This window comes from Streptomyces sp. CB02923 (assembly GCF_001905005.1).
GTDB lineage: Bacteria > Actinomycetota > Actinomycetes > Streptomycetales > Streptomycetaceae > Streptomyces.
Window position 1 is genome coordinate 571820 of the sequence record NZ_LWKZ01000001.1, and the last position, 25228, is coordinate 597047.

Genomic DNA, 25228 nt, shown 5'->3' on the forward strand with positions numbered 1-25228 from the left:
CTGTACGACAGTCCGGATAGCGGTGTCCGGATGGCAAGATTCCGTCACCAAACGAGGTCGCGACGCCCGAAGGTGTGTGCACGGCCCCTGCCAGTCGGCTTCTCCCTCATCCGCAGGAGGATCAGCATGACCGCAAGCCCCACCCGTCGCCCGGCCCCCGGCAGGTCTCGTTCAGCCGTGGCCGCCGCGACCGCGGTCGCGGCCTCGCTGCTGCTGCTCACCGCCTGCGGCGACCAGACCGACGCGGCCGTCGCCAAGCGCGAGGCGGCCAAGAACCGCAACCCCGACGCCCCGCTGTTCAAGCTGCTGCCCAAGGAGATCCAGGACAAGGCGATGATCCAGGTCGGCTCGGACATCACGTACAAGCCGGTGGAGTTCCGCACCAACGGCGAGGTCACCGGCATCGACCCGGACCTCGCGGCGGCCCTGGGCAAGGAGTTGGGCGTCAAGCTCAACTTCAACAACGCCACCTTCGACACCCTCATGGGCGGCATGAAGTCCAAGCGCTACGACATCGCCATGTCGGCGATGACCGACACCAAGGACCGCCAGCAGGGCGTGGACAGCACCACCGGCAAGAAGGTCAGCGACGGCGTCGACTTCATCGACTACCTCGACGTCGGCGTCTCGATCTACACGCAGAAGGGCAAGACCCAGGGCATCGACGGCTGGGACGCCCTGTGCGGCAAGAAGATCGCGGTGCAGCGCGGCACCGTCTCGCACGACCTGGCCAAGGACCAGTCGAAGAAGTGCGAGGAGGCCGGTACGGACGCGATCTCCATCGAGGCCTTCGACAACGACACCGAGGCCCAGACCCGGCTGCGCACCGGCGGTGTGGACGCGGTCTCCAGCGACTACCCGGTCGCCGCGTGGGCGGTCAAGAGCTCCGGCGGCGGCAACGACTTCCAGATGGTCGGCGGCGCGCCGGTCAAGGCCGCCCCGTACGGCATCGCGGTGCCCAAGGACAGCCCGAAGCTGCGCGACGCCCTCAAGGCGGCCATGGAGGCCATCGTCAAGAAGGGCGGCTACGCCCAGGTGCTCAAGAAGTGGAACGTCACGGACGCCGCGGTCAAGGAAGTCAAGCTCAACGGCGGCGGCTGAGCGCCTGCCCGAGCCCGTCCGGCCGCGTGCCCCGCTTGGCGCGCGCACGGCCCGTCCCTCCCGCCGAACGCTGAAAGGCAACACCCGTGTCAGTTGACGTCGACAAGCCGGCCCAGCCGCCGGCGGACCCCCCGCCGCCCGCTCCCGAGCCGATCAAGGCCATCCCCGTCCGCCACTACGGACGCTGGGTCGCGGCGCTGGTCGTCATCGGGCTGCTCGCCCTGCTCGTGCGGGCCTTCGCCTCCGGGAAGGTCAACTGGGGCGCGATACCCGACTACATGTTCAACCCGGACATCCTCCGGGGCCTGCGCAACACCCTGCTGATCACGGTGCTGTCGATGGTGATCGGCATCGTCCTCGGCGTGGTCCTGGCCGTGATGCGGCAGTCGAAGAACCCGGTGACCTCGACGGTCGCGTGGTTCTACGTCTGGTTCTTCCGCGGTACGCCGGTCTACGTCCAGCTGTTCCTGTGGTTCAACCTGGGCCTGGTCTTCCAGTACATCGACATCATGCCGATCTACAAGGACGAGTGGTCGGACTTCATGACCCCGTTCCTGTGCGCGCTGCTGGGCCTCGGGCTCAACGAGGCCGCGTACATGGCGGAGATCTGCCGCGGCGGTCTGCTCGCCGTCGACGAGGGCCAGACCGAGGCGGCGCACGCGCTGGGCATGAGCCACGGCAAGACGCTGCGGCGGATCATCGTGCCGCAGGCGATGCGGGTGATCGTGCCGCCGACCGGCAACGAGGTCATCAACATGCTCAAGACCTCCTCGCTGGTCATCGCCGTGCAGTACTACGACCTGCTGCAGTCGGCGCAGAACGTGGGCCGCGACGCCGGCCCCGTGGTGGAGATGCTCATCCTCGCCGCGGCCTGGTACCTGATCGCGACCACGGTGCTCAGCATCGGCCAGTACTACCTTGAGCGTCACTACGCCCGCGGCGCCAGCCGCCAGCTGCCGCCCACCCCGGTCCAGCGGATACGGGCCCGGCTGTCCGGCGGCGCCAACCGTTCGTCGGCCGGAGGTGCCGCATGACCAGCAAGTCCACCCCCATGGTCAGGGCCGAGGGCGTGCACAAGTCCTTCGGCGCGGCCCACGTCCTCAAGGGCATCGACCTGGAGGTCGCGCCCCGTGAGGTGTTCTGCCTGATCGGCCCCTCCGGTTCCGGCAAGTCGACGTTCCTGCGCTGCATCAACCACCTGGAGAAGATCAACGCCGGCCGGCTGTCGGTCGACGGCGAGCTGGTCGGCTACCGGGAGGCCAACGGCAAGCTGTACGAGCTGCGCGACCGCGAGGTGGCCGCGCGCCGCCGCGACATCGGCATGGTCTTCCAGCGCTTCAACCTCTTCCCGCACATGACGGCGCTGGAGAACATCATGGAGGCGCCGGTCCAGGTCAAGGGCGAGTCCAAGGCGACCGCCCGGGAGCGCGCGGGCAAGCTGCTGGACCGGGTCGGCCTGGCCGGCAAGGCGGGCAACTACCCCTCGCAGCTCTCCGGCGGGCAGCAGCAGCGCGTGGCCATCGCCCGCGCGCTGGCCATGGAACCGAAGCTGATGCTCTTCGACGAGCCGACCTCGGCGCTCGACCCGGAGCTGGTCGGCGACGTGCTGGACGTGATGAAGGACCTGGCGGCGGACGGCATGACGATGGTCGTCGTGACGCACGAGATGGGCTTCGCGCGGGAGGTCGGCGATTCGCTGGTCTTCATGGACGACGGTGTGGTGGTCGAGTCCGGGCACCCGCGCGACGTACTGGGCAAGCCGCGGCACGAGCGCACCAAGTCCTTCCTGTCCAAGGTGCTCTGACAGCGCCGGGGAAGCCGCGGGACACACATGACGGGCGGTACGTACGGGCGCGGCAGCCGCCTTCGTACGTACCGCCCGTCATGGGCGCGGCCCCGCTCGGAGGGCCGTCCGGACCTACTTCAGTCCGAGGACCAGCGCGTCGTTGGGCGAGCGCCACACGGCGCGCGCCTCGCCGAACCCGGACTCGCGCAGCACTTCGCAGTGCCATGCCACGGAGGGGGTGTCGCCGTCGGCGTGCTCGCCGTAGATCTCGAAGCGCTCGGCGGTCGGGGCGGCGAGCACCGGGTCGGCGGCGGCCCGCTCCCACCAGTCGCGCCAGTCGAGTGCGCCCGCCTCCTTGGCCGCGTCCTGCCGCGCGTGCCGGAAGGCGCGCTCGGCGGCGTCGATGCGCGGGGTGCCCCCGTCGGGCATGTGGTCGGCGTTCATGAAGACGCCGCCGTCCCGGACCAGTCCGCCGAGCTGCGCGTACAGTCCGCGCAGCGGTCCGGTGTGCATCCAGTGCAGGGCGGTGGCGGTCAGTACGGCGTCGTAGGAGTCGTGGGGCAGGGCGTCGGTCCAGCGGGGGTCCTTGAGGTCCGCGCGGACGAACGTCACCCGGTCGTCCCCCGCGAAGTACCCTCCGGCTATGGCCAGCAGTGCGGGGTCGAGGTCGACGCCCACGCTGACGGCCTTGGGGAAACGCTTGAGCAGCCGGTCGGAGATACTGCCGGTGCCGCACGCGAGGTCCAGTACCCGGGGCTCGGTGCCCACCAGCGCCTCGACCATGTCCAGCATCACGCGGAACCGCTCCTCGCGGTCCGGCATGTACCACTCCTGCTGGCGGTCCCAACTGTTCTGCCATCCCTGCCAGTCAGCACCGACGACGGTCTCGGTCATACCGTTACCTCCAAGCCGTAATACCCTCGTAGCAACAACACCTATTACGAACCCTAGACCGCGCCCGTAAGGACTACAAGTGGAACTGGCCTATTACTCGGACTACGCCGTTCGCCTGGTCAACACCGAGCAGCCCGAGCGCGGTGGCGACACCCTCACCTCGGTCGAGGCCGTGCGCGAGCTGTTCGGCCCGGCCCAGCAGATGGCCCGCCGGGCGAACGAGAGCGACGTGACGCGCCTGCGCGGGGTACGCGCCCGGCTGCGCGCCGTCTTCGAGGCCGCGGACGAGGGCGACGAGGTACGGGCCGTCGACCTGCTCAACGCGCTGATGATGGAGTTCCCGGTCAGCCCGCAGGTCTCCGGGCACGAGTTCCGCGACGAGGACGGGCGCCCCAAGTGGCACCTGCACATCGCCGACCACGCGGCCAACGCCACCGCCGGCTACACCGCCACCGCCTCCATGGGCCTGGCCTTCCAGCTCACCGACCTGGGCGTGGACCGGCTCGGCATCTGCCAGGCACGCCCGTGCCGCAACGCCTACCTCGACACCTCGACCAACCGCTCCCGGCGCTACTGCTCGGACCGCTGCGCGACCCGCGCCAACGTCGCCGCCTACCGGGCCCGCAAGCGCCTGGACAGCGAACGGTCGGCCCGTACCGGCCGGACCGCCGAGACCACCCAGGACAGCGCGCCCGACAGCGAGCGCTGAACATCACGCGGCGGGCGCACCCGCACCCAGGCCCGCGCGACCACCAGCTCGTCGGGCACCACCCCGAACTCGCGGCTGTCGTTCTCCACGAACGGGTTGTCCCCCTGGACCCACCAGCCGCCGCCGCGCCGCTCCACGGCCCGCTTGACGATCAGCAGGTCCTGCCGGAACGGGTGCCGCAGGACGACCACGTCACCCGGCCGTACCACCGCCGCGTACTGGACCACCAGCTGGTCGCCGGGCCGCAGCGTCGGCACCATCGACGGGTTGTAGACCTCGGCGAGGCCGAAGGCCCGCAGCAGTCCTCTGCGCTCCCGCCCGTGCTCCTCACCCTGCTCCGGCCCGCGTTCTTCCACCCGCTCCGGCATCCCCGTCACACCTCCCGGTTCCGGCCCGGTGACCGCCGTGCCCCGGCCGCCCGTCACCGGTCCCATCCTCCATCAGTCCCGGCCCGGAACCGGCCTTTTGCCCTAAGACCCCCGGGCCACCCGAGAAAAGCCTTCCCCCGGCGAGTAATCTCGCACCTGAGAAGACGATCACGAGGAAGGACTGAACATGCTTTCCCGCCTGTTCGCCCCCAAGGTGAAGGTCAGCGCCCACTGCGACCTGCCGTGCGGCGTGTACGACCCGGCCCAGGCCCGTATCGAGGCCGAGTCGGTCAAGGCCGTCCAGGAGAAGTACCAGGCCAACGAGGACGCGGACTACCGTACCCGCGCCGTCCTCATCAAGGAGCAGCGCGCGGAGCTGGCCAAGCACCACGTCTCGGTGCTGTGGAGCGACTACTTCAAGCCCCCGCACTTCGAGAAGTACCCGGAGCTGCACCAGCTGGTCAACGACACCCTCAAGGCGCTGAGCGCCGCCAAGGGCTCCAACGACCCGGCCACCGGTCAGCAGGCCCTGGACTACATCGCCCAGATCGACAAGATCTTCTGGGAGACCAAGAAGGGCTGACCCGCCCGCCGCCGGGCCGGCCGCGCGTCCCCCACCAGGGACCGCGCCCGTCCCGGCCCCGTTCCACCACCGGACCCGGTCCGCGCGGCACCGCCCTGGGCGCCCGCGCGGGCCGGGTCCGGCTGTTTCCGCACGTTGGCACGTCCGCGTACCCGCCGGTGGGCCCGGCTTTCGATAGGCTCGGAACGTGACGACAGACCGCAGTGCAGCGGACCACTACGAGGTTGTGGCCGTCGCTTCGTCCGCGGGCGGCATCTCGGCCCTGACCGCGGTCCTCGACTCCCTCGGTCCGGACCTGCCGGTTCCGGTCCTGGTGGTCCAGCATCTCGACCCGCGCCACCGCACCATCATCGCCGAGGTGCTCGCCCGGCGCACCGAGCTGCGGGTCAAGCTGGCCGAGGCCGACGAGCGGGCCCGGCCCGGCACGGTCTACATCGCGCCCCCCGACCGGCACCTGCTGGTGGGCCCCGGGGGTACGCTGACGCTCTCCGGGAGCGAACTGGTGCACTTCCTGCGTCCCTCCGCCGACCTGCTCTTCGAGTCGGTCGCCGGGGCCTACGGGGCGCAGGCGATCGGCTGTGTGCTGACCGGGACCGGCAGTGATGGCGCCATGGGCGTGGACGCCATCAAGTCACGCGGCGGCACGGTGATCTCCGAGGATCCCCGTACGGCTGAATTCAAGGGAATGCCGGAGGCGGCGGTGGGCACGGGATCGGTGGACTTCGTGCTGCCTCTGGAAGAGATCGCCGCGGTCATCCGCGGTCTTGTCGAGACCAAGAGGCAGTAATGGGGCAAGCTCGGGATGTCGAGGCGGATGAGGAACTGGAGCAGCTGCTCGGTTTTCTGAGGGACGCCCGCGGATTCGATTTCACCGGTTACAAACGTTCGTCACTGGGCCGGCGGATCCGCAAGCGGATGTCCGACGTCGAGATCGAGACCTACGCGGACTACCGGGACCGTCTGGAGACGAACGCCGACGAGTTCAACGCGCTCTTCAACACGATCCTGATCAACGTGACGTCGTTCTTCCGCGACCCGGACGCCTGGACGTTCCTCCAGCGCGAGGTGGTGCCCGAACTGCTCGCGGACAGCGGTTCCGACGAGGAGATCCGGGTGTGGAGCGCGGGCTGCTCCAGCGGCGAGGAGGCCTACTCGCTGGCCATCATGTTCGCCGAGGCGATGGGCATCGAGGAGGCCCTGAACCGGGTCAAGATCTACGCCACCGACGTGGACGAGGAGGCGCTGCGCGACGCCCGCTCCGGCCTGTACACGGCGAAGGCCCTGGAGCCGCTCTCCCCTGAGCTGCGCGACACCTACTTCGAGCAGAACGGCACCCGCTTCAACTTCCGTACCGACCTGCGCCGCCGGGTCATCTTCGGCCGGCACGACATCACCCGCGACGCCCCGATCTCCCGGCTGGACCTGCTGGTCTGCCGCAACGCCCTGATGTACTTCAACGTCGAGGCGCAGCGGCAGATCATCGACCGGTTCCACTTCGCCCTGCGCGAGCGCGGCTTCCTCTTCCTCGGCAAGGCCGAGATGCTGCTCAACGACGCCGACCGGTTCGAGGTGCTGAGCATGCGCCAGCGCGCCTTCCGGCGGCGCCCCGGGGAGTCCGGTCCGCCCTACCACTCGGCACCCGCGAAGATCCGGGTGGGCGCCGGCACCGAGAAGCTGACCACCGCCGCCCGCAGCAGGCAGCTGCGCGACCTGATCCTCGACGCCGCCCCGTCCCCGGCCATCTCGGTCGACGGTGAGGGCACCGCCGTTCTGATCAACAGTCAGGCGCGGACGCAGTTCGGCCTGACCTCCAACGACATCGGCCGGCCCTTCCAGGATCTGGAGATCTCCTACCGCCCGGTGGAGCTGCGCTCGCTGATCGAGCAGGCCACGCACGAGCGGCGTACCCTGCGGGTCAACGGCGCCGAGCGGCGGGTCGGCGAGGAGATCCAGTACTTCGACATCCTCATCCAGCCGCTGATGGGCTCCAACGGCCTGCTGGCCGCCACCAACATCACCTTCACCGACGTCACGGTCTCCACCCAGCTCAAGGCCGAGAACAAGCGCGTGCGCGAAGACCTGGAAACGGCATACGAAGAGCTCCAGTCCACCAACGAGGAACTGGAGACCACCAACGAAGAGCTCCAGTCGAGCATCGAGGAACTGGAGACCACCAACGAGGAACTCCAGTCGACCAACGAGGAACTGGAAACGACCAACGAGGAACTCCAGTCGGGCAACGAGGAACTGGAGACGATGAACGAGGAGATGCGCACCCGCACGGAGGAGCTCGACGAGGCCCGTGCGTTTCTCGAAGGGGTCGTCACCTCCATCGCCGCCGGTGTGGTGGTCCTCGACAAGGAGCTGAAGGTCAAGAGCTGGAACCGCGGCGCGGTGGACATGTGGGGCCTGCGCCCGGACGAGGTGATCGACGAGCCGTTCTTCTCGCTGGACTTCGGGCTGCCCACCGAGATGCTGCGCCCGGCCGTGGAGAAGTGCCTGGAATCCGGCAAGCGTACGGCTCCCTCACGGGTCTCGGCCGTCAACCGGATCGGACGGCCCATCACCTGCAACGTGCTCTGTTCCCCGTTCGACCGGCACAACGGCGGCGTCGTCCTGCTGCTGGAGGCGGACCGCAGCGATAACAGCGACTGAGCGCCACCATGGGCGTACGCTGAGAGCATGGTTTGGGGCTCACGCAGGGACGTCCAGGCACAGCTGGCGCGTCGCCGTGCGGCCAGGGCGCGCCAGCGCGCCGAGCACGCCACCGCCTGCGCCGAACAGCAGGAGATCCTGGCCGCCTCGACCGGCGGGGACCTGCATCTGCACATGGCGCAGGCTTACCGGCGATCCGCGCAGTGCCATCTGTCCTCCGCGCGCCTCCAGGAGGCGTACGCCGACCGGATGACGGCGTGGGGCGGGGAAGAGATCAACCGGCCGCGCTTCATGACGGGCGTCGCGGAGGCGTGCGGGACCTCCAGCGCGGCGCTCACGCTGATGGGCACCGACCACGGCCAGCTCTCCGTGGCCTCGTCGGACCAGCCCTCCCGGGCCGCGCAGGACCTGGAGTTCATGCTCGGCGAGGGGCCGGCGCACGACGCTTCGGCGGGCGGCCGCCTGGTCTCGGCGGCCGGGCGGGCCATCGAGAGCCGCTGGCCCGCCTACGGACCCGCGCTGGCCTCCCTGGGCATCCGCGAGGTGATCACCGCTCCGCTGCGCACCGAAGGCAGTTGTATCGGCGCGCTCGCGGTCTTCGATCCCGGCGACGGCCTGGGGGCCTCCGACACGCTCGTGGTGATCGCCGACGCGCTGACCCGTACGGTCCTCCTCGGCCCCGACGCCGACCCCGAACTGTACGAAGGTGCCGACCACCGGGACCGCGTCCAGCAGGCCGCCGGCGTGCTCTCCGTGCAGGCGGGCTGCCGGGTGCAGGACGCGCTCGCCATGATCAAAGCGCGGGCCTTCACCGACGGGCAGACACCGGACGCCATCGCCGAGCAGGTCGTACGCGGCACGCTGAAACTCGCCCAGGGCATCTGAACCCATCGAGGGGATCTCAACCCATGACCACCGCCCCGCATCATCTCGCGTCCGTGTTCGTGGAGCTGGCGGGCGGCGGGGGACAAGGGCCGCCCGGTGTCCCCACGCTGCTGACCCGGCTCGCCGGGCGCAGCAAGGAACTGCTCACGGTCCACGCGACAGCGGTCGCCTTCGCCGCCGGGGCGCGCGACGCCCCTCAAGTGGCGGCCTCCGACGCCGACGTGCGCCGCCTCGAAGAGGAAGCGGTGGCCTGGGGCGAAGGCCCCGGACCCGACTGCCGCCGTACCGGTACGGCGCTGGGCGGTACGGCCCTGACCGGTTCGGTGGCCCGGCAGCGCTGGCCGCGCTACGCGCCCCGCGCGCTCGCGCTGGGCTGCACCCACGCCGCGGCCCTGCCGATAAGGGGTCACACCGGGCCGGTCGGCGCCCTGGTGCTGCTCGCCACCCGCCGGACCCCGCTGACCGAGGACCTGATGGCGCTGGGCCAGTCGCTGGCGGACTTCGCCGCGGTGACGCTGCTGCGTGAGCACGAGGTCGAGGCGGGCCGCGCCCTCGCCGCCCAGCTGGAGCACGCGCTGGCCACCCGGGTCGTCATCGAGCAGGCCAAGGGCGCCATGACCGCCCGGCACTCGCTGTCCCCCGACGCCGCCTTCACCGTGCTGCGCGGCTACGCCCGCTCCCACCAGCGGCTGCTGACCGAGGTGGCCCGCGAGGTGGTCGAGGGCCGGCTCGACCCGGGGCAGCCGCGCCCGTGACGCCGCGCGGGGCCGCGCACCGCGGTCCCGCGTGACCTGGCGTGCAAGGGTTCGTCAAGGCCGGCGCAAGGAGTCCGCCGCGACGGCCGGGCAGCTTGCCCGCGTACGGGATCCGACCGAGGATTCCGACGCGACATGGGGGAGTTGAGATGTCCGTCACGGACCTCACGGCCACGACCGGCCGGTCACCGCACCCGCGGGACCGCGACACCGCGGACCGGCACCGTCCGGCGCGCTCCGGCCCGGCGCGGCAGCACGCGGTACGACGCGACCCGGGGCAGTGGCTGACGGTCACCGACGCCAAGAGGGTGCTGGTGATCGTGCACACCGAGGTGTACGGCAAGCGGCTGCTGGACCTGCTGCCGCTGCTGGAGTCCGACCTGCGGGTCGAGGTGGTCTTCACCGTCCCGCCGCACGCCTTCAACGCGGGCGCGGAACGCCTGCTGCGCGCCCTGGGCGCCACCGTCGTCCCGTGGGACACGGCCGTACGGACCGGCTTCGACCTGGCGCTGGCCGCCGGGTCGCAGGGCATGGAACAGGTGAAGGCGCCGCTGATCCGCATCTCGCACGGCGCCGGGCACCTGTCCCTGGCCCGGGTGGCCGACGGGGTGCGGCCCGGGGAGCGGCGCGGCCCCGGCGGCATCACGGGGCGGCGGTATCTGATGTGGGGCGGTCAGGTGGTGCCCAGGGCGGTGGCGCTGGCCCACCGCGACGACCTGGCGGAGCTGGCGCGCTGGTGCCCGGAGGCGCTGCCGGCCGCCGAGGTGGTGGGCGACCCCTGCCACGACCGGATCCGTGCGAGCCTGCCGCTGCGCCGCCGTTACCGGGCGGCGCTGGGCCTGCCGCGCGGCCGGAAGCTGGTGCTGGTGACCTCCACCTGGGGGGAGCGCTCGGCCTTCAACCGGCTGGACGCCCTGCTGCCCCGGCTGCTGGCCGAACTGCCGCGCCACACCTACCGTACGGCGCTGCTGGTGCACCCCAACGTCTGGTCGCGGTACGGGCACTGGCAGCTGCGCGCCTGGCTGGCCGGATGCCGTCGGGCGGGTCTGCACGTCCTGCCGCCGGAGGCCGACTGGCGGCCGCCGCTGATCGCCGCCGACTGGATCATCGGGGACTACGGGTCGGTGACGCTGTACGGGGCGATGACCGGCGCGCCCATCCTGCTGAACCGCTTTCCGCACCGGGACGCCAATCCGGCCTCGCCCGGCGTCGAGCTGGCGCTGACCGCTCCGGCGGTGTCCCCGGCCCATCCGCTGGAGGCCCAGCTGCGGTACGCGGCGGACGAGTACCGGCCCGCGGACTATGCGCGGATCGCGGCGCGCATCACCTCCGAACCCGGCCGCTGCCACCGCAACTTCCGCCGTCTGATGTACCGGATCCTGGGCCTCGGCCAGCCGGCCTGCCCGCCGGTGACTCCGCCGCTGCCGCTGCCCGCGCCGCTGGACCCGGCGGCCCTGGCCGGGCGCCCCGGCCGGGGGGACGCGGAGGTGTCCGCGTGACGGCGGAGCGCCCGCCGGGGGCCGCGCCGGCCGCCGTCGCGGTGCTCGCGGGCCCGGTGGCGCATCCGGCGGTGGTGGCGCTGGCGGAGACGCCGCAGCGTACGTACGTGGTGCTGATCGGCGAGGCGGCGGAGACCGGCGTGCTGCCCGGTTTCCCGTACGGCGGCTCCGGGGAGCTGCTGACCGTCGACCTGGACCGCTGTGCGGACGAGCGGCAGCGCGCGTGCGCCGACGCGTTGCACAGCAGTGGCTCCGAGCCGGCCGTGCTGACGCTGCGGCGGCATCCGGGCGCGCTCGTCGTCGTCCGGCGGCGTACCGCCCGTACGGCGGAGGCGGTGGTCCGTGACGGCACCCGGCTGGCCGTGACCGCGGCCGGGCCCGCACCGGCCGGGCGCCGGGAACTGCGGCTGCTGGCCTCGCTGCTGCACGGCTGGCTGGCGGAGGGGCTGCCCGTGGAGGCGCTGCGGTCGGTACGGTTCCTCGGCGCGCGGCACGGGCCCGGTCAGGGCTCTCCGGCCGGGGACGCCAGGTTCCGGATACGTTCCTTCAGGCGCCGCGCGTCGCTCGGGCTGAGCGAGGCGTAGCGGGACAGGGAGGCGTCGTAGCGGTCGCGGGCCGCTGCGGCGTCGCCCCGGTCCTCGGCGGTCTGGCCCAGCATCTCCAGGACCCGGGCCTGCCAGTGGAGCGACCCGGTCCCGCGGAACTCCTCCAGCGCCTCCCCCAGCAGGCGTTCGGCGGTGGGGTGGTCCCCTATCCCCTCGTGTGCGTGGGCCCGGCCGAGGTAGGCCAGCGCCCGCGCCGCGTCGTACGGGTCGGGGACCGCCAGCAGGTCGGCGCGCGCCCGTGCGAGCAGGCTGCGGGCCTGCAGCGGGCGGCCGGTGGCGAGGGCGACGTCGCCCAGGCAGAGGCGGGAGAGCGCCGCGCCGCGGTCGTGGCCGATGGCTTCCCGTAACCGCAGGGCCTCGGCGAACAGCGATTCGGCCTGCGGCAGCCGACCGGCCAGCCGGTGGGCCTGGCCCAGGCCGTGCAGTGCCTGGGCCTCGGCCCGCCGGTCCGCCGCGCCCCGCGCGTCCGTGAGGGCCTCGTCGAACCAGGTGATCGATTCGTCCAGCTGCCCGGCGTTGTACAGGCCGCTGCCGCCGGTGGTGAGCATCCGGCTCACGCCCTCCGGTTGCCCGGAGCGCCGGGCGGCGTCGAGGCCGGTCCGGTGGGCCTCGATCCACAGGTCGTACGGGCGCAGCCGCAGGAACAGCGGCTGGAGGGAGTCGACGAGCTGCCAGGTGAGGGCGTGCCAGGCGTGGCCGGCGGCGGTGCGTACGGCGGCCATCAGCGGTCCGCGGCCGGTGTCGAGCCAGCGCAGCGCGGCGTCCGCGTCGGCGAAGGCGAGGGGCGTGACGGGTTCTTCGTAGTCGCGGCGGAGTACGCGGTGGGCCGGGGACAGGAGCGCGCGGGCGGCCGTGGCGGTGGCCAGGTACCACTCCACGACCCGCCGCGCGGCCCGTTCCCGTACGGCCGCGGTCTCCTCCCGCTCCGCGCACTGGGCGGCGTGCAGCCGTACGAGGTCGTGGAAGCGGAAGCGGCCGGCGCCCGTGGGGTCGTCGGGGTCCAGGTCCTCCAGCAGGTGGGCCTCGGCCAGTTCGTCCAGCAGGCGTTCGGCCTCGGGCGGCGGGACCGCGCAGGCCGCCGCCGCGACCGGGCCGGTCAGGACGGTCAGCGGGGGCAGCGCGAGCAGGCGGTAGGCGCGGGCGGTGGCGGGCGGCAGGCAGCGGTAGGACTCTTCCAGCGCCGAGCGCACCGCGTGCTCGCCGCCCAGGTGCAGCGCCTCCAGCCGCCCGGTCTCCTGGGTCATCGCCCCGGCGAGGGCGGCGACGGTCTGCCGGGGCCGGGCGGCCATCCGGGCCGCCGCCACACACACCGCCAGCGGCAGCCCGGCGCACAGGGCGACCAGTTCGCGGGCGGCCACCGGCTCCCGGGCGACGCGGCCGCCGCCGACCCGGCGGCCGAAGAGTTCGACGGCGGCGCTCGCGTCGAGGGTGCCGAGCTGGTGGAAGGCCGCGCCGTCCACGCCCAGGCCGGTCAGCCTGCTGCGGCCGGCCGCCACCACCAGGCTGTCGGCCGCGCCGGGCAGCAGCGTGCGGACCTGGGCGGCGCTGACCGCGTTGTCGAGCATGACCGCGATGCGCAGCCCGGCCGTGAGGGTGCGCCACAGCGCCGCCTGCTCGGCGGTCTCCGCCGGGACCTGCGCGACGCCGAAGGCGCGGATGAACTGCCCGAGGACCTCGCCCGGCCGCACCGGTCCGCCGGGCGCGTGGCCGCCGAGGTCCGCGTACAGCTGGCCGTCGGGGTAGTGCTCGCTCAGGCCGCGCAGCCAGCGGGAGACGAGGGTGGTCTTGCCCACCCCGGCGGGTCCGGTGACGGCGATGAGCAGCGGCCCGGCCGGGAGGTGCCCGGCGCGCAGGGCGTCGAGCGCGGCGAGGTCGGCGGTCCGGTCGGTGAAGTGGGGCGGCGTGCCGAGGAGTTGCCGGGGTACGGGACGCGGTCCGGCGACCGGCTGGAGGTGGATGCCGCCGTGGATCGTGCCCGCCTGGATGACGTGGCCGGTGACGGCGGAGGAGCCCTGGATGACGTTGGTCCGGTGCCTGGCATCCGGTGCCTCTTCCGCGGGGCCGGGCATCCGGTGCCGTAATGCCGCCAGGAACTCTGCGAGCGCCGGGGCCTCCCGGGCGCGGGCGGTGGCCAGGGCCGCCAGTTCCCGGAGGAATACCGGGTCGTCCGGTGCCGTTCCGGCGGGTGCCAGGGGGTCCGTGGCGGCGTTTTCCGGTGCCGGGAGCGCCGCGCGGAGTCCGGCGGTCACCGCCCGCCATTCGGCCGGCCGGCGCGCCGCCCAGGCCAGCACCGCGGTCAGTTCCTCGACCGTCATCGGCACCATTCCCGCCGCCTCCCCCGTCCATTTTCCCGAACCCTCGTCCCCGGGAACCGGTGAACGACCGGTGCGGAAGGTCTACCCGCGTCACGAGGAAACAGGCCCGGGGCTCACCCGACCGGCATATTCCGGCCACCCCGCAGGATCAAGAAACGGTCTCTGGTGGCGTCAGGTGACGCCGTGTCATTCTTTACCGCAAGTGAGCGGGGCGTACCGGAGAGAAGGTTCGCTCGTGCACGTCGACATCCGGGTACTGGGCCCTGTGGACATCCGGCTGAACGGCCGCCCCGACCCGCTGGGATCACTCAAGGAACGGGCCCTGCTCGCCGCGCTGTCGGTGGACGCGGGCCGGCCGGTGCCGCTCGACACGCTCATCGCCCGCCTGTGGGACGACCACCCGCCCGCGAAGGCCCGCGCCGGGCTCCACTCGTACGCCGCGCGGCTGCGCGGGCGGCTGCGCACCGGCAATCAGAGCGCCGCCCTCACCCAGCAGGCCCACGCCTACACCCTCGACGTCGAGCCCCGCCAGGTCGACTGCCACCACTTCCGGGAGCTGGCCGCACGGGCCCGCACGCTGGCGGACGCGGGCGACGACCCCGGCGCACTCGCCGTGTTCGAGGAGGCGGAGGCGCTGTGGCGGGGCGAGCCGCTCTGCGGCCTGCACGGGCTGTGGGCCGAGGGGGTACGGGCCCGGCTGGCCGGACACCGCCTGGCCGCCACGCTGTGCCGGATCGCCATCGAGCTGCACCGGGGCCGGTTCGCGGAACTCACCGCCGAACTCGCCGCGCTGTGGGAGCAGCACCCCACGGACGAGGACCTGGTGGCCCATCTGATGATCGCGAACTACGGCTGCGGGCGGCAGGCGGACGCCCTTCGCGCGTACGAGGCGACCCGCCGCCGGCTCGGTGAGGAACTGGGCACCGACCCCGGCGAGGCGCTGGCCCGCATCCACCGGCACATCCTCGACGGCGCCCCGGTCGCCCGGCTGCTCGCCCGCCGCGAACCGCCGAGCACCGCCGGGCCAGCACCGGGCGCCGGGCCCGCACCGGGCCCCATGGCGGCTCCGGTGCCCGACAACCTGCCCAGTCACGGCGAACTCGTCGGCCGCGAGGACGAACTGCGCCTCCTGACCGCCCCCGTGCGGGACGGCGCGGTCATCGCCCTCCAGGCCATCTCCGGCATGGGCGGCATCGGCAAGTCGCTGCTGGCCGTACACCTCGCCCACCGGCTCCAGCAGCGCTACCCCGACGGCCGGATCTACCTCGACCTGTGCGCCCACGCACCCGGCCGCCCGCCGCTCACCCCGCAGGCGGCCCTGGCCGCGCTGCTGCGCGTGCTGGGCGTCCCGGCCGAGGGCCTCCCGCGCGGGCTGGACGAGCTGACGTCCCTGTGGCGCTCCCTGCTGAGCGCCCGGCGCGCCGTGATCGTGCTGGACGACGCGGCCGGGCCCGAGCAGGTGCGGCCGCTGCTCCCGGTCGGTTCCCGCTCGCTGACGGTCGTCACGAGCCGCCGCCGGATGGCGGGCGTCCCGGGGCTGCGTCCGGTCTTCCTGGACGTGCTGCCGCCCGCGGACGCCGCCACGCTCTTCGTGCGGCTGGTCGGGCCCGAGCGGGCGGGCGGCCCCGGCGAGGTGGCCACCGTCGTACGGCTGTGCGGGCGCCTGCCGCTGGCGGTCGAACTCGCGGCGGGGCGGCTGGTCTCCCGGCCGTCCTGGACCACGGGCCACCTCATCCAGCGGCTGTCCCGCGGGCACGGCCGCCTCGGCGAGATCCGCAGCGTCCACCGGGACATCGCCCGCGTCTTCGAGATGTCGTACCACACGCTGGACGACGACCAGCGCACCGTCTTCCGGCTGCTGGCCCTGCACCCCGGCCCGCAGTTCGGCCCGCACGCCGCCGCCGCGCTGACCGGGCTGCCGCTGCCCGCGGCCGAGCGGATCGTCGAGACGCTGCTGGACGCGCACCTCGTCCAGGAGCCGGAGGCGGACCGCTACCAGTACCACGACCTGATCGCGGAGTACGCGCTCACGCTGGCCGCCGAGGACCCGCCGGAGGAGCGCGAGGCCGCGCTGCACCGGCTGTCCGTGTTCCACCTCTGCGCGGCGGACCGGGCGGACCGGCTCGTCAACCCGCGCCGCTCGCGCCTGGACGTGCCGTACACCGTCGATCCCGAACTGCTGCCCCGCTGGAGCGGGCCCCAGGAGGCCAGGGACTGGCTGGCGGCGGAGCACCAGGCGCTGTTCGCCGCCGAGCAGCACGCCCGTACGCACGGGGCGCCGCGCCGCGCGGCCTGGTTCGGCCACGTCCTCGCCGTCTTCCTGGACACCGAGGGCCACTGGGCCGAGGCCGAGCACATCCACCGGCACGCGGCGCTGTACTGGCAGCAGTGCCGCGACCGGCGCGCGGAGGCCAGGGCGCAGACCGAGCTCAGCACCACGCACGCGCACGCCGCCCGGTACGCGCAGGCCGAGGCGGCCGGGCGGCGGGCGCTGGAGCTGGCCCGCGCGGTGCACGACACGGAGACCGAGGCGGAGGCGCTCCAGCAGCTGGGCGTGCTCCACTGGCACCGGGGCGAGTACCGCCCGATGCTCGCGGTGCAGCGCGCGGCGCTGGAACTGCGGATCGCGTCCGGGGATCGCTGGCACCAGGCGCGCAGCACCAACAACCTCGGCATCGCCCAGCTGCATCTGGGCGACCCCGCCACCGCGATGCGGCATTTCCGGCAGGCCATGGCCATGTTCCGGGAGACCGGCGACAAGCGGGGCGAGACCCAGTCGCTGAACAACTTGGGAGATACACAGCTGCACACGGGGGAGAAGGAAGCCGCCCGAGCGTCCTTCGCGCAGGCACTCGCCATCGCAGCGGAATTCGGTAGCCGCTCGGAGCAGGCCATGGCACGCATCAATCTCGCGTCCACGTTCCGCATGCCTCAGGAACTCGGCGAAGCTCTTGGTCTCTACTCGGAAGCACTGCTGTCCTTCCAGCAACTGGGCGACCGCAGGAACGAGACCATCACTCTCGTGAACATGGGTAATGCGCTGCGCGATTCCGAGGAATTGACGGCAGCAGGACGGCATTACGAAAATGCGCTGGAACTCGCCCGGACCATCGGTGCGGGCCTGGAGGAGGCACAGGCGCTGCGCGGCCTGGGGGTCATCGGGCGCCGGCTGGGACTGCTGGAGCTGTCCGCCGGGCACCTGGAGATGGCACTGAGTGTCGCCCGCCGGATCGGCTCCCCCGAGGAGGAGGCCCGCGCCTGCGACGCGCTCGCCGAACTCCACCTGGCGAACGGGAACCGGGAAAAGGCGGGCACGCTGTGGCGGATCGCGCTGGACACGTTCGAACGCCTCGATCTGTTCGAATTCCGCCGCCTGGAGGCGCGGGTGGCCGAAGCGGGATGCATCGATCTACGCGAATAGATGACCCGAACAGCCTGAATGGGCACGGGATTTGACACTGATCACTTCTTCGGCTTTCCTGGCCGCGTCCTAACGATCACGTACGCGGATTGCCAGGAGATTGAAGCAAGTTGATAGGTCCTGAACATTCTCAGGTCGCCGTGGTGGCCGATCCGGCGCCACCGCAGGCCGAGCTTCGCGAGACTCCGGTCGTCGAACCGACACCGACCACGGTCGGAACACGGTCAATAGTCGTCATGACCAGTAGCGAGACCTCTCGCTTGTTCTCGAAAGAAGCCAAACCTGTGTGCATGCCCTCCTGACGGAGACGGCGACAGGGCCGGCCGGGCGCCACCCCGCCCCGCCGGCCCTTCTCACGTGGCGATCGGCAGTGGCCCGTCGTGCCGTACGAGCCACTCGCGGTACGCCGTGCTCTCCCAGGCCACTTCCATGTACGAGGCGGTCAGGTCGGCGAAGAGGGCGTCGGCGGGCGCGGCCGGGGCGGCGCCGGGGCGGTGGGCCATGAAGAGGCGGACGGCCAGCGGGTCGCCGCTCAGCGGGCGGATGGCCATACCGTGCCGGGGCCGGGAGGTCGGCTGGCAGGGCGCGACGACCTCGCCGGCCGCGACCAGGTCGGCCGCGGTCAGGTAGTCCCCGTGCACCACCCGGGGGTCCAGGCCCGCCGCCGCGAAGACCCGGCGCAGCCCCGTCCACTCGCCGTCCACCGACGGGTCGACCATCCACTGGTCACCGGCCAGCTCGGCGAGGGAGACCACCGGGTTGCGGACCGCCGGATGATTGACCGGAAGCGCGACGAACTGCGGTTCGCGGGCGATGAGTTCACGCTCGACCAGCCCGTCGGGCCGCCGCAGCGGCGCCCCCTCCACCTCGTGGACGAAGGCGACGTCGAGCTGGCCCATCGCCACCATCTGGAGCAGCGCGTTGGCGGACACGTCGATCCGGATGGCGGTGTCCGTGTCGGGCAGCCTGGCCCGCAGCCGCCGCAGCCAGCCCGCCACGGCCCGGCTGCTGGTGCTGCCGATGCGCAGCCGGGAGACGCCGGACCGCAGGGAGGCGGAGGCGATCTCGTCGACCAGCGCCCGCATGTCGGCCACGATCGGCCGGGCCCGGCTCAGCACCGAATGCCCCAGCGGCGTCGGCCGGCTGCCGGTCCGCTCGCGGAAGAACAGCTGGCCGCCGAGCGCGTTCTCGATGCGGCGGAGCTGGGTCGTCAGGGAAGGCTGGGTCATGCCCAGCTGCCGCGCGGCCTTGCGTACGCTGCCCGCGTCGGCTATCGCGCACAGCGCACGAAGGTGCCTCACTTCGAGCTCCACGACCGGAGCATAACGACGTTTGCGCACGTCACACCAGACTCTTCGGGCACGCAGGGGCCTCTTTCCCCGCGGGGGTATCACCTGGTGCTATCGCCACCTGGCATCTCCGCGCCCGGGATCTTCTCGAACAGACTCTCCGGCACCAAGAGTTCATCCGCACGGCCCCGGCCGCCGCCCCACACGGCGGCCGTACGGCCGACGGACGATAAGGAGTCCCCCCATGAGATCTCCCAAGACGGCACTGTCGGCAGTGCTCGGCCTGGGCCTCGTCGCCACGCTGGCCGCCGCGGCCCCCGCGACGGCGACCTCCGTCTCCTCCGCCCCCCAGACCCACCGGGTCACGGCCGCCGCGTACGTCGGCTCGGCCGCCGAGAAGGCCGACACCAAGGCGTTCTTCGAGGCCGTCATGAAGTCGGTCAAGGCCAAGCAGGCGGCGCACCCGGGCCTGAAGGCCGTCACCGTCACCTACGACGCGAGCGCGGCACCGACGTTCAAGAGCCAGATATCCCAGAGCGCCCAGATCTGGAACGGCGCGGTGGAGAACGTCAAGCTGCAGGAAGGCAGCGGCGGCGACTTCCAGTACCGCGAGGGCAACGACGCTCGCGGCTCGTACGCCAGCACCGACGGCCACGGCCAGGGCTTCGTCTTCCTGGACTACAAGCAGAACAAGGAATACGACTCGACCCGCGTGACCACGCACGAGACCGGCCACGTGCTGGGTCTGCCGGACCACTACGAGGGCCCGTGCAGCGAGCTGATGTCCGGCGGCGGCCCCGGCCCGTCCTGCACGAACTCCCAGCCGGACCAGACCGAGCGGTCCAAGGTGAACCAGCTCTGGGCCAACGGCCTCAAGGGCGTACGCCTCTGACGGGCCCCTCCCCCGGCAGGTCCCGTAAGGCGTGACCACGCCGCGGCCCCGGGAAACTACGGTGCGCGAGCACCGCGGTCCGACAGCGTCTACGCGCGCGGCGGGCTCTCCGGAGCCCTGCCGCGCGCGTACGCGTTCCGCGCCGCGCGCCCGGCACTCTTCGTACCGATGCGCCGTGCCTCAGTGCGCCAGCGCCCGGCTCCACGCCTCCAGTTCCGGTTCCCCGTCGTCGGACCGGCGCAGCCGGCCGGTGGGCTGCCACCCCCATGCCCGTACCGCGGAGCGCGCCGCGCCGTTCGCCGTCTCGACGAGGGTGACCACCATCGTGGCGTTGCTGCGGATGAGCAGTGTCTCCTGGAGGCGGGTGGCGACGTGGCCGCGCCGGTGCGCGGGCAGCACCATCAGCTCGGCGACGACGAACACCCGGCCGGAGGCCGTCAGTTCCTCCAGGTCACGCGGTACCTGACCGTTGAATCCCTGCCACCACCGGCCGTCGCGTTCGGCGGGGAAGCCGTAGCCGCAGCCGACCAGCGCCGGGTCGCTGGCGATGACCATCTCGAAGCCCGGGCGCTGGATGTGCTCGGCGAACCGCTGCAGGAAGGCCCCGCGTCCGCGGAACTCCTCGCCCGAGGGGCCGCGGTACGCCTCGACGTACAGGTCGGCGACGGCCTCGCGCTGTGCCTCGGCCTGCCACCTGCTCAGGCGCCGCAAGAAGACTTCTGCCATCCGGTCCTCCACAGGTCCAGGATTCACCTTCGGTTGAGGAAGTACTCCTTGACGAGGCCGCTGTCGAGCGTGCCGTCGACGACCTGGCGGGCCAGGTCGGGCAGTCTGCGGCGGTGGGCGCGCGCGTAGGCCCGGACGACCGTGAACGCTTCGTCCACGGTCGTCCCCCAGCGTTCCGCGAGCATCCCCTTGGCCTGTTCGATGACGACGCGGGAGTCGAGCGCGCGCTGCAACTGCCTCCGCTCGATGTTGCTGCGCTCCAGGCTCCGGTGCTGTACGGCGGTGACGGCCAGCAGGTCGGCCAGCGACCGGGCGAACACGCCGTCCCGCTCGGCGCGCGGTGCGGTGGCGCCGGAGAAGAGGGCCAGGACGCCGACGACTTGGGAGCACAGGCGCATCGGTACGGCGTGCGCCGCCAGGTGTCCCTGTTCCCGCGCGAGGCCGGTGAACCGCGGCCACCGTGCGGCGGTGTGCGGGTCGGACAGGGCGATGTCCGTCTCGCCCGTACCGCTGCGGTAGCAGTCGGCGAACGGGCCCCAGGCGTCCGGTGCGCCGTCCGGGCCGAGCAGGCGGGCGGCGTCGCCGTACTCCGCGATCACCTGGAGCCGGTGGTAGGCGTCGGCGAGCAGGACGACGGCCGCGTCCGCGCCGAGCAGCCCGGCGCAGTGCGCGACCGCGCGGCGCAGCAACTCCCCGCAGTCGGCGTCGCCGATGAGCCCCGCGGGCACGTCCGCCCATGGTGTCTGCGCCGGAGATTCTTCACGGGCCATGGAAACCATCCCTTCCGCCGTCGGCCGTTCGTGGCCCGTGTCCATCGTCTCTCGGATCGACGCCGCACGGCTACTATGCCTGCGGCAAGGCGCAGGCGGGAGACCGCCGACGCCGCGCGCCGGGGACCCGCCCAGGACCCCGGAACCCGTTCCTGCGGCCTACGCGTTCATACTGTGCTGATCTTGACCGTCAACTCGCCGGGGATCTCCGCATGGAGCGGTTCCCGGAACGACGCGCCTAGGGCGAGCAGTTGGCCATCTGGTCGCAGCGCGCGTCCCGCACGCTCGCGTAGCGGGGGAAGCGGCTGGTCAGCCGCGTCGCCCTGAGCAGTGTGGTGATGCCGCGCTGGGCGTGGACGACCCGCAGCCAGCCGCCCTGCTCCACGGCCCAGTTCTGCGCGGCGCACAGTTCGCGCAGTGCGGAGCAGTCCATGAAGGTCACCGCGCCGAGGTCGACGATCACCCGTGGAGGGCCGGTGGCGCGGCCGTGGCCCCTGCGCAGCAGATCCCGGAAGCGTGGCGCCGTCATGAGGTCGAGCTCTCCCTCGGGCCGCACTACGTTGATCTGGTTCACGCCGATCCGGCGGTGGAGGTCCATAGCGATCCCGCCCCTGAAGTCACTCGTGCACGCACTGACTGTCTTTCGTGCGAACCGGGGTCCGGGGCACCGCGCCATCAGCGTATTCCGGCAGGCCGTCGGGTGGCGGTGAAGAAAGGTTCCGTTCGAAAGTCGGCCCCAATCGTTCACCCGTGCGGGGGTTTTGTCGCACGGGTGAGCCCACCAGCCGCTCCCGGTCCCGTCCGTACGCCTCAGGCCCACAGCGCCTGGGCGAGGGCCACACCGGCGAACACCGCGCCCAGACCGGCGGCCACGCTCGCCACCGCGTTCGCGGCGGCGTACCACCGCGCCCCGCCGGCGGCCAGCCGCAGCGTCTCGTACGAGAAGGTCGAGTACGTCGTCAGCGCCCCGCACAGCCCCGTCCCGAGCAGGAGGTACAGGTGCGAGGAAGCGGCGCCCGCCGCCACCGCGCCGGTGACCAGGCCCAGCACCAGCGAGCCCGCGACGTTGACCGCGAACGTCCCCCAGGGGAAGGCGGAGGCGTGCCGGGCCTGCACGAAGCGGTCCGTCAGGAAGCGCAGGGGCGCACCGGCCATCGCGCCGGCCACCACGAGCAGCCAGTTCACCGTGCGCCTCCCCCCTCCGAGGTACCGAGGCGAGCGGCTCGCCGCCCCCGTCCGTGCCGGGTCAGTACGTGCCGGGTGCCCGCGGAGGCGGCACCCACCGCCGCCAGCGCGCCGAGCAGGGTGGCGGCCAGGTAGGCCAGGCCGAGGGCGAGCTGCCCGGTGTCCATGAGGTGCCCGATGTCCACGGTGTACGTGGAGAAGGTGGTGAACCCGCCGAGGACCCCGGTGCCGAGGAACGGGCGCAGCAGCGGATGCGGCGATCCGCGCTCGGTGATCAGCGCCATCAGGACGCCCATGAGCGCACAGCCGACGACGTTGACCAGGAAGGTGGTCACGGGGAAGGTCCCGGGGGCGGTGGGCCACAGCAGGGCGGCGCCGTAGCGGGCTGCCCCTCCGATGCCGCCGCCGAGCGCCACCACTCCGATGACCGCTCCGGTGCGCGTGCGCATACGTCTCCCTACTCGCGCGGTGCGTGCGTCTCTGCATTCCGCTCTGCAAGCAGGGACCGTTGGCGGCCTCCGACGGCCGCGGTTGTGGTCCGGCGGGCCCCACCGCCGTGCCGTGATCCGAAGATCACCGGTACGTCCAGGCTAACCCCGGCTGTTTGACACCGCCAAACATGGGATGTTCCCATCACCGGTGGAATCGAGAGGGAGGACGGCGTCCATGCCCCTGCGCAGCACCGCCCGCACCAGCCTGGTGGACCTGGTCATCGAGCAGATGGAACGGCTCATCACCGACGGCGAGTGGGAGATCGGCGGAAAGATCCCCGCCGAACCCGTCCTCGTCGAGACGCTCGACGTGGGCCGCAACACCGTCCGCGAGGCGGTCCGCGCCCTCGTGCACACCGGGATGCTGGAGCCCCGGCAGGGCGACGGCACGTACGTACGGGCCAACAGCGACTTCGGCGCGGCGGTGCAGCGCAGGCTGCGCAGGGCCGCCGACCTGGAGGCGTACGAGGTCCGCGCGTCGCTGGAGCGCGACGCGGCCCGCTACGCGGCACTGCGCCGCACCGGCGAGGACCTGACGGCGCTGCGGGCCGCGCTGGCCGAGCGGGACCGGGCCTGGGAGAACAGCGACGTCACCGCGTTCATCGACGCGGACATGCACTTCCACCGGACCGTCGCGGCAGCCGCGCACAACAGCGTCCTCGCGGACCTGTACGAGCACTTCAGCGACGCGCTGCGCGCCACCCTCCAGGCCGTCATCCGCAGGCCGCTGCCCGATTCCGTACGCCACCAGTTCGACGCGCACACCGCCATCGCCGACGCCATCGAGGCCCGGGACCCGGACGCCGCCGAGCAGGCCGCGCTGGCCCACCTGACCGAAGCCATGGACGCGCTGCGCGCGGCGCGACCGGACGATGACGGCGGCGGCCCGGCGGCGGACACCCGCGCCCGCGAAGCAAGCCCAGGAGAAGAAGACCATGCATGACGACGGACCGGCCGCCACCCTGAGCGCCCCCGGCACCGGCGGCGCCGCACGGCCGGACGCGCCCGCCGGGGACGCCGCCCAGCCCGCCCCGCCCGCGGGTGCCACCGGGCGCCGCGCCCTCTACCTGGGCGCCGGTGTCATCCTCCTCGCCCTCAACCTGCGCCCGGCCCTCGTCGCCGTGTCCCCGATGGCCGGGACCATCCGCGACGAGAGCGGCATGTCGGCCGCGGCCACCAGCCTGCTGACCGCGCTGCCGCTGCTCTGCTTCGGCCTGCTCGCCCCGATCGCGCCGCGGCTCGGCCGCCGCTTCGGCATGGAGCGCTCGCTGCTCGGCACCATGGTGCTGATCTGCGCGGGTACGGCGCTGCGGCTGCTGGACTCGGTGGCCGCGCTGTTCGCCGGGACGATCGTCATCGGCGCGGGCATAGCCGTGGCCAATGTGCTGCTGCCCGGTCTGATCAAGCGCGACTTCGCCGCCAGGTCCGGGCTGATGACCGGCCTGTACTCGATGTCGCTGTTCGGCGGCGCGGCGCTGGCGGCCGGTGTGACCGTGCCGGTGCAGCGCGCGGCCGGGCTGAGCTGGCAGGCCACGCTGGCGTGCTGGGGCTCGCTGGCGGTCGTCGCGCTGGTGGTGTGGCTGCCGCAGACCCGCAGCCGTACGCGTACCTCCGCGGCCGCGGCCCGGGAGGCGGCCCACCCCGTGCGCGGCCTGTGGCGCTCCCCGCTGGCCTGGCAGGTCACCGCGTACATGGGCCTGCAGTCGCTCAGCTACTACGCGGCGGCCGCCTGGCTGCCGACCATGCTCACCGACGCCGGGATGAGCGCGGGCGACGCGGGCTGGATGCTGTCGTTCTCCTCGCTGCTGGGCATCGTGGGCTCCTTCCTCGCGCCGGTGATCGTCGGGCGGCGGCTCCCGGCGGGCGCGCTGGCCACGCTCGGCGCGGTGCTCTGCGCGGCCGGGTTCGCCGGGATGCTGGCCGCGCCGGCCGGTGGCGCGTACGTGTGGATGACGCTGCTGGGCCTCGGGCAGGGCGCGGCCATCAGCCTGGCCCTGCTGTTCATCGTCCAGCGCGCCCCGGACATCCGGCACACCGCGCAGCTCTCCAGCATGGCCCAGTGCTTCGGCTACATCCTGGCGGCCACCGGGCCCGCGGTGCTGGGTGCCGTGCACGACGCCTCGGGCGGCTGGGCGGTGCCGGTGGTCGTGCTGCTGGTCCTGCTCGTCCCGCAGGTGGCGATGGGCCTCGGTGCCGCGCGTCCGCGGCACGTCGCGGGGCGCTGACTCCGGTACGTACGGGGGCGCCGACTCCGGTTACGTACGGGGCGGAGCGGGGCGATCCGTACGGGCGGGAGGTG

The 25228-nt window shown here is 72.6% G+C and carries 24 protein-coding genes; 15 read left to right on the forward strand and 9 right to left on the reverse strand.

Translation table 11 applies throughout. The features are described 5' to 3' along the window. The first annotated feature begins 126 nt into the window (after nucleotides 1-126). From A6A06_RS02300 to A6A06_RS02310, 3 genes are all read left to right on the forward strand, one after another. Nucleotides 127-1101 (forward strand): ABC transporter substrate-binding protein, encoded by a 975-nt coding sequence (locus A6A06_RS02300; protein ID WP_073758240.1) that lies wholly within the window; start codon nucleotides 127-129, stop codon nucleotides 1099-1101. Between the two features lie 86 nt (nucleotides 1102-1187). Next, nucleotides 1188-2135: an amino acid ABC transporter permease gene (locus A6A06_RS02305; RefSeq protein ID WP_073758242.1), complete on the forward strand. Its 948-nt coding sequence runs from the start codon at nucleotides 1188-1190 to the stop codon at nucleotides 2133-2135. A gap of 17 nt (nucleotides 2136-2152) precedes the next feature. After that, nucleotides 2153-2905 (forward strand): amino acid ABC transporter ATP-binding protein, encoded by a 753-nt coding sequence (locus tag A6A06_RS02310; RefSeq protein ID WP_079193814.1) that lies wholly within the window; start codon nucleotides 2153-2155, stop codon nucleotides 2903-2905. Between the two features lie 114 nt (nucleotides 2906-3019). Here A6A06_RS02310 and A6A06_RS02315 read toward each other — a convergent pair whose 3' ends face one another. Further along, nucleotides 3020-3781 (reverse strand): class I SAM-dependent methyltransferase, encoded by a 762-nt coding sequence (locus A6A06_RS02315; RefSeq protein WP_073758246.1) that lies wholly within the window; start codon nucleotides 3779-3781, stop codon nucleotides 3020-3022. A gap of 79 nt (nucleotides 3782-3860) precedes the next feature. Here A6A06_RS02315 and A6A06_RS02320 point away from each other — a divergent pair, with 79 nt between their 5' ends. Next, nucleotides 3861-4490, forward strand: coding sequence for a CGNR zinc finger domain-containing protein (locus A6A06_RS02320; RefSeq protein ID WP_073758248.1), 630 nt, complete (start codon nucleotides 3861-3863; stop codon nucleotides 4488-4490). On the opposite strand, the gene sodX is transcribed toward A6A06_RS02320, so the two are convergent. Further along, nucleotides 4394-4858, reverse strand: a complete 465-nt coding sequence (gene sodX, locus A6A06_RS02325) for a nickel-type superoxide dismutase maturation protease (protein WP_073759691.1) — start codon at nucleotides 4856-4858, stop codon at nucleotides 4394-4396. The genes A6A06_RS02320 and sodX overlap by 97 nt on opposite strands. Before the next feature lie 187 nt (nucleotides 4859-5045). Between sodX and sodN the strand changes: the two genes are divergently transcribed. The 7 genes from sodN to A6A06_RS02360 all read left to right on the forward strand — a co-directional run bounded on the left by sodN (nucleotide 5046) and on the right by A6A06_RS02360 (nucleotide 11819). Beyond that, nucleotides 5046-5441: a superoxide dismutase, Ni gene (gene sodN, locus A6A06_RS02330; protein WP_073758250.1), complete on the forward strand. Its 396-nt coding sequence runs from the start codon at nucleotides 5046-5048 to the stop codon at nucleotides 5439-5441. A 187-nt stretch (nucleotides 5442-5628) separates the two neighbouring features. Then, nucleotides 5629-6228: a chemotaxis protein CheB gene (locus tag A6A06_RS02335; protein WP_073758252.1), complete on the forward strand. Its 600-nt coding sequence runs from the start codon at nucleotides 5629-5631 to the stop codon at nucleotides 6226-6228. Beyond that, on the forward strand, nucleotides 6228-8096 hold the full coding sequence (locus tag A6A06_RS02340; protein WP_073758254.1) for a CheR family methyltransferase: 1869 nt from the start codon (nucleotides 6228-6230) through the stop codon (nucleotides 8094-8096). The genes A6A06_RS02335 and A6A06_RS02340 overlap by 1 nt, the downstream gene beginning before the upstream one ends. 27 nt (nucleotides 8097-8123) lie before the next feature. Then, nucleotides 8124-8981 (forward strand): GAF domain-containing protein, encoded by an 858-nt coding sequence (locus A6A06_RS02345; protein ID WP_073758256.1) that lies wholly within the window; start codon nucleotides 8124-8126, stop codon nucleotides 8979-8981. Between the two features lie 23 nt (nucleotides 8982-9004). Beyond that, nucleotides 9005-9736 carry a GAF and ANTAR domain-containing protein gene (locus A6A06_RS02350; RefSeq protein WP_073758258.1) on the forward strand — a complete coding sequence of 244 codons (732 nt, stop codon included), beginning with the start codon at nucleotides 9005-9007 and terminating at the stop codon, nucleotides 9734-9736. Between the two features lie 149 nt (nucleotides 9737-9885). Beyond that, nucleotides 9886-11235, forward strand: a complete 1350-nt coding sequence (locus A6A06_RS02355) for a hypothetical protein (protein ID WP_079193742.1) — start codon at nucleotides 9886-9888, stop codon at nucleotides 11233-11235. Further along, nucleotides 11232-11819 (forward strand): hypothetical protein, encoded by a 588-nt coding sequence (locus tag A6A06_RS02360; protein ID WP_073758260.1) that lies wholly within the window; start codon nucleotides 11232-11234, stop codon nucleotides 11817-11819. Before A6A06_RS02355 ends, A6A06_RS02360 begins: the two co-directional genes overlap by 4 nt. Here A6A06_RS02360 and A6A06_RS02365 read toward each other — a convergent pair. Beyond that, nucleotides 11738-14164: a tetratricopeptide repeat protein gene (locus A6A06_RS02365; RefSeq protein ID WP_242440531.1), complete on the reverse strand. Its 2427-nt coding sequence runs from the start codon at nucleotides 14162-14164 to the stop codon at nucleotides 11738-11740. The genes A6A06_RS02360 and A6A06_RS02365 overlap by 82 nt on opposite strands. A 226-nt stretch (nucleotides 14165-14390) precedes the next feature. On the opposite strand from A6A06_RS02365, the gene A6A06_RS02370 reads away from it, so the two are divergent. Further along, a complete protein-coding gene (locus A6A06_RS02370; protein ID WP_073758262.1) occupies nucleotides 14391-17576 on the forward strand; it encodes an AfsR/SARP family transcriptional regulator in 3186 nt (1061 codons plus the stop codon). A 353-nt stretch (nucleotides 17577-17929) separates the two neighbouring features. On the opposite strand, the gene A6A06_RS02375 is transcribed toward A6A06_RS02370, so the two are convergent. Next, on the reverse strand, nucleotides 17930-18889 hold the full coding sequence (locus A6A06_RS02375) for a LysR family transcriptional regulator (protein WP_242440532.1): 960 nt from the start codon (nucleotides 18887-18889) through the stop codon (nucleotides 17930-17932). A 220-nt stretch (nucleotides 18890-19109) separates the two neighbouring features. On the opposite strand from A6A06_RS02375, the gene snpA reads away from it, so the two are divergent. Continuing rightward, a complete protein-coding gene (gene snpA / locus A6A06_RS02380; protein WP_073758264.1) occupies nucleotides 19110-19757 on the forward strand; it encodes a snapalysin in 648 nt (215 codons plus the stop codon). A gap of 180 nt (nucleotides 19758-19937) precedes the next feature. On the opposite strand, the gene A6A06_RS02385 is transcribed toward snpA, so the two are convergent. The 5 genes from A6A06_RS02385 to A6A06_RS02405 all read right to left on the reverse strand — a co-directional run bounded on the left by A6A06_RS02385 (nucleotide 19938) and on the right by A6A06_RS02405 (nucleotide 22887). Beyond that, nucleotides 19938-20483, reverse strand: coding sequence for a hypothetical protein (locus A6A06_RS02385; protein ID WP_242440533.1), 546 nt, complete (start codon nucleotides 20481-20483; stop codon nucleotides 19938-19940). A 23-nt stretch (nucleotides 20484-20506) separates the two neighbouring features. Continuing rightward, on the reverse strand, nucleotides 20507-21253 hold the full coding sequence (locus A6A06_RS02390) for a GAF and ANTAR domain-containing protein (protein ID WP_073758266.1): 747 nt from the start codon (nucleotides 21251-21253) through the stop codon (nucleotides 20507-20509). Between the two features lie 238 nt (nucleotides 21254-21491). Continuing rightward, nucleotides 21492-21851 carry an STAS domain-containing protein gene (locus tag A6A06_RS02395; protein WP_073758267.1) on the reverse strand — a complete coding sequence of 120 codons (360 nt, stop codon included), beginning with the start codon at nucleotides 21849-21851 and terminating at the stop codon, nucleotides 21492-21494. Nucleotides 21852-22063: 212 nt separating this feature from the next. Continuing rightward, nucleotides 22064-22438: a fluoride efflux transporter CrcB gene (gene crcB / locus A6A06_RS02400; protein ID WP_073758268.1), complete on the reverse strand. Its 375-nt coding sequence runs from the start codon at nucleotides 22436-22438 to the stop codon at nucleotides 22064-22066. Next, nucleotides 22435-22887, reverse strand: a complete 453-nt coding sequence (locus tag A6A06_RS02405; RefSeq protein WP_073758270.1) for a fluoride efflux transporter FluC — start codon at nucleotides 22885-22887, stop codon at nucleotides 22435-22437. The genes crcB and A6A06_RS02405 overlap by 4 nt, the downstream gene beginning before the upstream one ends. A 217-nt stretch (nucleotides 22888-23104) precedes the next feature. Between A6A06_RS02405 and A6A06_RS02410 the strand changes: the two genes are divergently transcribed. Together A6A06_RS02410 and A6A06_RS02415 are read left to right on the forward strand one after the other, a co-directional pair. Then, nucleotides 23105-23872 carry a FadR/GntR family transcriptional regulator gene (locus tag A6A06_RS02410; protein ID WP_073758272.1) on the forward strand — a complete coding sequence of 256 codons (768 nt, stop codon included), beginning with the start codon at nucleotides 23105-23107 and terminating at the stop codon, nucleotides 23870-23872. Further along, nucleotides 23865-25154 carry a CynX/NimT family MFS transporter gene (locus A6A06_RS02415; protein ID WP_079193745.1) on the forward strand — a complete coding sequence of 430 codons (1290 nt, stop codon included), beginning with the start codon at nucleotides 23865-23867 and terminating at the stop codon, nucleotides 25152-25154. The genes A6A06_RS02410 and A6A06_RS02415 overlap by 8 nt, the downstream gene beginning before the upstream one ends. Nucleotides 25155-25228: the final 74 nt, after the last annotated feature.